6 protein-coding genes and 1 pseudogene are annotated in these 6,274 nt (G+C 71.2%); 2 read left to right on the top strand and 5 right to left on the bottom strand.

All coding sequences use genetic code 11. The annotated features are described in order from the left end of the window. Positions 1–151: 151 nt before the first annotated feature. Positions 152–1,111 (bottom strand): annotated as a pseudogene (locus ABZU52_RS31560) (TIGR03557 family F420-dependent LLM class oxidoreductase). A 220-nt stretch (positions 1,112–1,331) separates the two neighbouring features. Continuing rightward, complete coding sequence (locus ABZU52_RS31555) at positions 1,332–1,538, bottom strand: hypothetical protein (RefSeq protein ID WP_334628087.1); 207 nt, start codon at positions 1,536–1,538, stop codon at positions 1,332–1,334. 251 nt (positions 1,539–1,789) lie between these two features. On the opposite strand from ABZU52_RS31555, the gene ABZU52_RS31550 reads away from it, so the two are divergent. Further along, a complete protein-coding gene (locus ABZU52_RS31550) occupies positions 1,790–2,617 on the top strand; it encodes a hypothetical protein (RefSeq protein ID WP_354974575.1) in 828 nt (275 codons plus the stop codon). Between the two features lie 8 nt (positions 2,618–2,625). Here the strand turns inward: ABZU52_RS31550 and ABZU52_RS31545 are convergent, their stop codons facing one another. From ABZU52_RS31545 to ABZU52_RS31535, 3 genes are all read right to left on the bottom strand, one after another. After that, positions 2,626–3,783: a low temperature requirement protein A gene (locus ABZU52_RS31545; RefSeq protein ID WP_354974574.1), complete on the bottom strand. Its 1,158-nt coding sequence runs from the start codon at positions 3,781–3,783 to the stop codon at positions 2,626–2,628. Positions 3,784–3,974: 191 nt separating this feature from the next. Further along, a complete protein-coding gene (locus ABZU52_RS31540; RefSeq protein ID WP_354974573.1) occupies positions 3,975–4,928 on the bottom strand; it encodes a 5'-3' exonuclease in 954 nt (317 codons plus the stop codon). Between the two features lie 59 nt (positions 4,929–4,987). After that, positions 4,988–5,212: a hypothetical protein gene (locus ABZU52_RS31535; protein WP_354974572.1), complete on the bottom strand. Its 225-nt coding sequence runs from the start codon at positions 5,210–5,212 to the stop codon at positions 4,988–4,990. A 159-nt stretch (positions 5,213–5,371) separates the two neighbouring features. Between ABZU52_RS31535 and ABZU52_RS31530 the strand changes: the two genes are divergently transcribed. Then, positions 5,372–6,259: a winged helix-turn-helix transcriptional regulator gene (locus ABZU52_RS31530; RefSeq protein WP_354974571.1), complete on the top strand. Its 888-nt coding sequence runs from the start codon at positions 5,372–5,374 to the stop codon at positions 6,257–6,259. Positions 6,260–6,274 lie beyond the last annotated feature (15 nt).

The raw sequence follows: 6,274 nt of genomic DNA, 5'->3' as shown, positions 1-6,274 counted from the left end.
CGCCCCGACGAGAAGTCGGGGCGGCTCGGGGCGTCCTGGCTGGGGCCGCCTAAGCGGCCGTGATCAAGTGACGAAAAGGAGGTTCCGACGCCGCTTCCGACCTACTTTCCATCACCTGATCATGGGGCACCACGGCGGACCGACGACGGTGTCAACCCAGCGCGCGCAGGCGGTCGGAGAGGTCGCTGGCGAAGAAGTCGAGGAAGCCGTCCGGGTCGGGGCCGGCGTTCTGCAGGACGATGTGGTCGAAGCCGGCCTCGACGTACGACCGGACCTTGGCGACGTGCGGTTCGGGGTCCGGGCCGACGGCGAAGAGTTGCCGGATGTGCTTCTCCTCGACGTGCGCGCTGGCCGCGTCGAAGTTGACCGGGTTCGGCAGCTCGCTCATCACCTTCCAGCCGGTGACCAGCCACCGGCTGGTCTGCAACACCGCCTGCACCGCCTGCTGCTCGTCGGTGGCCCAGGCCAGCGGCACCTCGGCGTAGCGCGGGCCGGAACCCTGTGCGCCTCGGTAGTGCTCGACGATCGACGCGTCCGGCGCGGTGGCGAACAGGCCGTCGCCCAGTTCGGCGGCGAGCCGCGCCGACGCCGCACCGCTGGCCGCCACCGCGATCACCGGCAGGGTGTCCGGCAGATCGAAGACCCGGGCGTCCTCCAGTTGCAGGTGCCGTCCCTCGTACGACTGGTAGCCGCCCTGCCAGAGCAACCGGATGATCTCCAGCGCCTCGCGGAGTCGCTCGTGTCAGCCCCGCACGCTGGGGAAGCCCTGCCCGACCACGTGCTCGTTGAGCCGCTCGCCAGCGCCCACCCCGAGGGTGAACCGGCCGTCGGAGATCAGCGCCATGGTCGCCGCGGCCTGCGCGATGATCGCCGGGTGGTAGCGGACGGTCGGGCAGGTGGCACCGGTGGCCAGGCGCAGCGTGCTGGTCCTGGCCGCGATGGCGCCGAGCACGCTCCAGGTGAACGAGGAGTGCCCCTGCGCGTCCAGCCACGGGTGGAAGTGGTCGCTCATCTCGACGAAGTCGAAGCCAGCCCGTTCGGCCAGCACGGCCTGTCGGATGATCTCCTGCGGGCCGTACCCCTCCGAGGTCAACTTGTAGCCGATCTGCATGGTGCCCCCGTTGTTCGTCCGGCTGGCACGCGTCGATTCCCGGCCGGGCCAGCGCCAAACGCCAGCGGCACCTGCGAACCAGCCTCCTAGGATGCTGTACGCGGTGTGACGTGTCGGCGCCACGGCAAGCCCAACCCGGGCCGTACACCTCATCTGCCCGCCCCCGAAACGCGTCAGCCCGTGCCCCCAGCCAGGGGGCACGGGCTGACGAGTGTCCGTCCTACTTGGAGGGCTCGGGCAGCTTGCAGTCGATCTTCGGGTTCGCGCCGATGTAGTTCAACGGCCCGGCCACGATAGTGACCAGGATGGTGCCGGCCTCGGCGCAGTTGGTGTCGTCGCCGCTGTAATAACCACGCTGGCCAGCGGCGATCGCGCCGATCACCAACCAGATCACGACGATGACTCCGAGAATCGAGGTGCCGCGCATCGCTGCCTCCTGAGGTATGTGGTGGATCTGAGGTGCAGCCGTTGTACCCAATCGGGTCGCGCGGCTAACGGTTGCGGGCAACGACCCCCGCCGGATCCTCCATCCGGCCGATGCGGTCCGCCGTTGTGTACCGCCCGGGCATCCGCCGCCCGCACCGGGTAGCGTCTGTCGGCTATCGGATCGGCGACCGACCTCGCCGCATTCGGGTCAGTGGACGTAGAACTGCCTCACGGCCCCGCCGAGGAGGACTCATGGACGCCCCGTCACCGCCCCTGTACATCGACCGTCCCGAGGACGTCGCGGTCGCGGCCCGCGCGCTCGCGGGCGGCGCGATCGTCGCGGCGGCGTTCGCCAACTTCTACGCCATCGTCGCGCGTCCCGACGCGGCCACCGTACGCCGGGTCAACCTGGCCAAGGGCCGACCGGTCCACCAGATCGGCAGCATCACCACCGCGACCGGCCGGATCCCCGGGATGTTCGACTGGACGCGGATCTCGCCGCGGCTGCCGGTCGGTCGAGTGCGGGCGCTGATGGACGCCCTCTACGGCGCCGGGCCGTTCGGTTTCCGCGGGCCGGCGGCGGACCGGCTCCCCGAGCACCTCACCCAGATCGACCAAGGGTTGCGCACCACTCAGGTGATCGCGCCGGGCCTGACCTGCCCGTCCAACGTCTTCTTCGAGCGGGCGCTCGCCGAGACCGGAACGGATCACCTCTACATCACCTCGGCGAACCGGTCCCGGCACCTGACCGGCACGGCGGAGGAACCAGCGCACTGGAAGGCGGGAGCGCTCGCCGCCGACTTCGCCCACCTCGACGACCTGGTGGTGCTGGTGCACCGGGACGAGGCGGCCGCCCGCGCCGCGTACCCGGGTTACCTCACCACGTCGGTGACCCTGCTCTCGTTCCACGCGCCAGAGGGTGACCTCGAAGAACCGCCGGTGCTCACCGTGGACCGACACGGATCGCTGCACCTGGACGACGTCCGCCGCGCCGCCGCGCCGCTGGGCCTCCAGGTGCGCCTGGCCGGCGGCGCCCGGCACCGACTGCGGGTCCGGGGGTACGCCGGGGCTCTGGTGTGAGCGTGGGTTCAGTGCGGCGGGGAGGGGGTCTCCGGCGGTTTGCCGTGGCTGCGCCGGAAGTCCGCGTAGGCGACGCCGGCCAGCACCAGCAGCCCGCCGAGGGAGGCGAAGACCGGCGGTAGGTACAGCAGGGCGGGCGCGATGGTCAGCAGCGCCAGCACCCCGCCGGGTCGGGACCAGGACACCCGGCTGAACACCTCGTACTCGAAGGAGGCCCGGCCGGCCAGGAACAACGCCGGGCCGCCGAGGATCACCGCCACCCAGGCCGGCGGGGTCCGCCCGGTCGGCTCGTGCAGCACCAGGTGGAAGCCGGCCGCCGTGGTGACCACGCCGGCGATCATCAACAGATGGGTGTACGGCGCGCTGAACAGGAACTTGCTGGGCGACTGGGCCGCCTTGATGGCGGTCGGCAGCAGCTCGCCGGACTTGTGCACGTAGATCCGCCAGAGCAGCAGGGTGGTCAGGAACGCCACCGCGAACGCGCCGATGTTCTCGGCCTCGTTGTGCTCCATGCTGAACATGGTGCCGATCGTCAGGATGGCGTCGCCGAGCGCGATGATGAAGAACTGCTGGTAGCGCTCGGAGAGATGCTCCGCCGTGACGTTGCGCTGCTTCTCCGGCACCACCCCGAGTCCCGGCACCGGGTACGCGAGCCGGAAACCGAGGTAGTCGATGGCGAGCGCGACGGCCCACCACACGATCCGGGCGTCCCCGCTGACGAACGCGCCGATGACCCACGGGATCGCGGACACCACGAACCAGACGAAGATGCGGGCCGCCCGACGCTGGGTCTGCGGTTCGCGGCGTACCGCTGGCATCAGGAACAGTCCGCGTCCCAGGTGGATCGCCACGTACGTGCCGGCGAAGACGAGGCCCCGATTGTTGAACGCCTCCGGGATCGCCGTGGTCATCAGCAGCGCGCCGAACATCACGGCGCTGATCAGCAGCTTGATCTCGGTGCGTTCCGGGTTGTACAGGTCGGTGACCAGCGTGGTGATCGTCCAGGTCCACCAGACGGCGGCCAGCATGATCAGTGCCTGCGCGGCTCGGTGCCAGTCGAGTTGCTCGATCATGCCCTGGGAGATGAGCGCCAGCGCGACCACGTACACCAGGTCGAAGAAGAGTTCGAGCAGGGTGACCCGGCGCGGGCCCTCCGGGTCGCGCACCGGCGGACGGTTGGCTCGCGGCGACCCGGGTTCCGGCGCGGGGAGGTGCACGGGTCACTCCTGCGGAACCGGTCGACTCGACGGACCTGTCCGGTCCACCTCGACGGACGGTAACGAGCGGAGAAGCGCCGGACCCGGCGTTCCGCCCGCTCTTCCCCCGACCGGGTTGATCGACTCGGGTGGCGGGGTGGTTACCCGGTCTGCCCAGATGTCGACCGAATTTCGGTGCGGGGGGCGGCGAGAGCGTCGACCAGGCGGCGGGCCGAGCCGGCCAGGTTCCATCGTTGGGCGAGCTCGAGCAGCCGGTCCGGGTCGGCCGGCGCGGTCGGCAGCGCGGTGGGCAGCTCCGGCAGGGGCACGTCCAGGGCGACCCGGACCACCGTCGGCGCGACGTCGAGGTAGTCGCGCGCCGCGACCAACTTGGCGCGCAGGCCCGGTGCGAAGGACGAGTCGGAGTCGTCGAGCGCGGCCAGGATGCCGGCGATGCTGCCGTACCGTTCGATGAGTCGGGCGGCGGTCTTCTCGCCGACGCCCGCCACCCCGGGCAATCCGTCACTGGGGTCGCCGCGCAGCGCGGCGAAGTCGGCGTACCGGTCGGCCGGCACGCCGTAGCGGGCCCGCACCGCGGCGTCGTCGCAGTCGTCGAGCTTGGCGACGCCGCGCCCGACGTAGAGCAGCCGGACCGGTCGGGTGTCGTCGACGAGTTGGAACAGGTCCCGGTCTCCGGAGACCACCTCGACCGGGCCCGGCTGGGTCACCGAGAGGGTGCCGAGCACGTCGTCCGCCTCGTAGCCGGTCGCGCCGACCGCGGTGATGCCCACCGCGGCCAGCACCTCCAGGATCATCGGCACCTGCGGGGAGAGGGTGTCCGGGACGATCTCGCCGCCCTGCGGGGCGACCCGGTGCGCCTTGTACGACGGCAGCAGGTCCACGCGCCACGCCGGGCGCCAGTCGTAGTCCAGTGCGCAGACCATCCGGTCGGCGCCACGCACCCGGATCAGGGTGGCGAGCATGTCGAGGAAGCCGCGCACCGCGTTGACCGGGGTGCCGTCCTCGGCCCTGGCGGCGGATTCCGGAATGCCGAAGTAGGCCCGGAAGTAGAGGCTGGCTGCGTCGATCAGCAGGATCGGGGGTCGGTGTGCCACGCCGGACAGCCTGGCACAACCGTCCGACGATCTGGCGTACGCCCGGCCGTGCGGTGGTGTCAGCGCCGCTCGTCGGGCTGGTAGACGGTCTCCCGTCGGGCCAGGTGCTGCACGATGTAGCTGGTCACCAGCAGCAGGATCGCGACCACCACCTCGACCCAGGCCGCGATGCCGTCGGCGACGGTGACGCCGATGATCAGCAGGACCAGGCCGACGAGTGCGAGCACTCCGGCCCAGAGTTGGCGGCGGCGGGTCGCCGCCCGGCTCGCCTGGTCAGCTGCCACGTCTGTCCTCCCGGTGGGGGAGTCCGGGCGGCTCCCTGCTTCCAGGCTATGGCTGCCGGTGGAGTTCGATCAGGATAATCGGCGCGTGGCCGGCCGTCGACGCAGAGCGTTCCAATCCGGAACGGACTATAGTCGGGGCGGAACCGATGGAGGTAGCGGGTGCGGCGAGAGGATCTTGCCGATGCGGACTGCGGCATCGCACAGGCGCTCGGCGTACTGGGGGACTGGTGGACCTTCCTCATCGTCCGCGACGTCGCCGGCGGGACGACCCGCTTCGACGCGCTCCAGCGCGAGTTGGGCGTGAGCCGGCGGGCGCTGACCGAACGACTCGCCGCCCTGGTCGAGCAGGGTGTGCTGGTGCGCCGGCCGTACTCGCACCACCCACCCCGGTACGACTATCTGCTCACCATCAGGGGCGAGGGGCTGTTGCCGGTGCTGATCGCGCTGCAGGACTGGGGGACGAGACATCTCATGGGTGACGGTGAGGTGACCGCGACGGCCGACGCCGGCTCCGCCGAGGCGCGCCGGGCGCACGACCTGGTCGGGCGGCGGCTGCCCGAGGTCGTGCTGCCGGCCGCCGACGGGCCGCCGGTCGCGGTGGCCGGGACAGCCGCGTGGACCGTTCTCTACCTGTTCCCCGGGGCGTACGCGCCGGGGACGCACGGCTACCCGCCCGGTTGGGCGGAGATCCCCGGCGCCCGGGGGTGCACCCTGGAGTCGACCACCTACGCCAACCGTCATCCGGACTTCCTGGCCGCCGGTGTGCGGGTGTACGGCATCAGCACCCAGCGGCCTGATCAGCTCGCCGAGTTCGCCGCGTACGCCGAACTGCCGTTTCCGTTGCTGTCCGACGAGGACGGTCGGTTGGGGGCGGGGCTGTTGCTGCCGGTGTTCCGCGCGGGCGGGGTGGCCCGGTTCAAGCGGCTGACGCTGCTGGTCGACCCGACGGCGGTGGTGCGAGCCGTGCAGTTCCCGGTCACCGACCCGGCCGGCTCGGTGCAGGAGATGCTCACCCTGGTCCGTTCGTACGCGCAGGCCCCCGGCTGACGCCTTCGCGTCGGC

The sequence above is a fragment of the Micromonospora sp. NPDC005220 genome (assembly GCF_040607895.1).
Classification (GTDB): Bacteria; Actinomycetota; Actinomycetes; order Mycobacteriales; family Micromonosporaceae; genus Micromonospora.
Note: the sequence above shows the minus strand (reverse complement) of the source record. Positions and strands in the feature narration are given on the sequence as shown.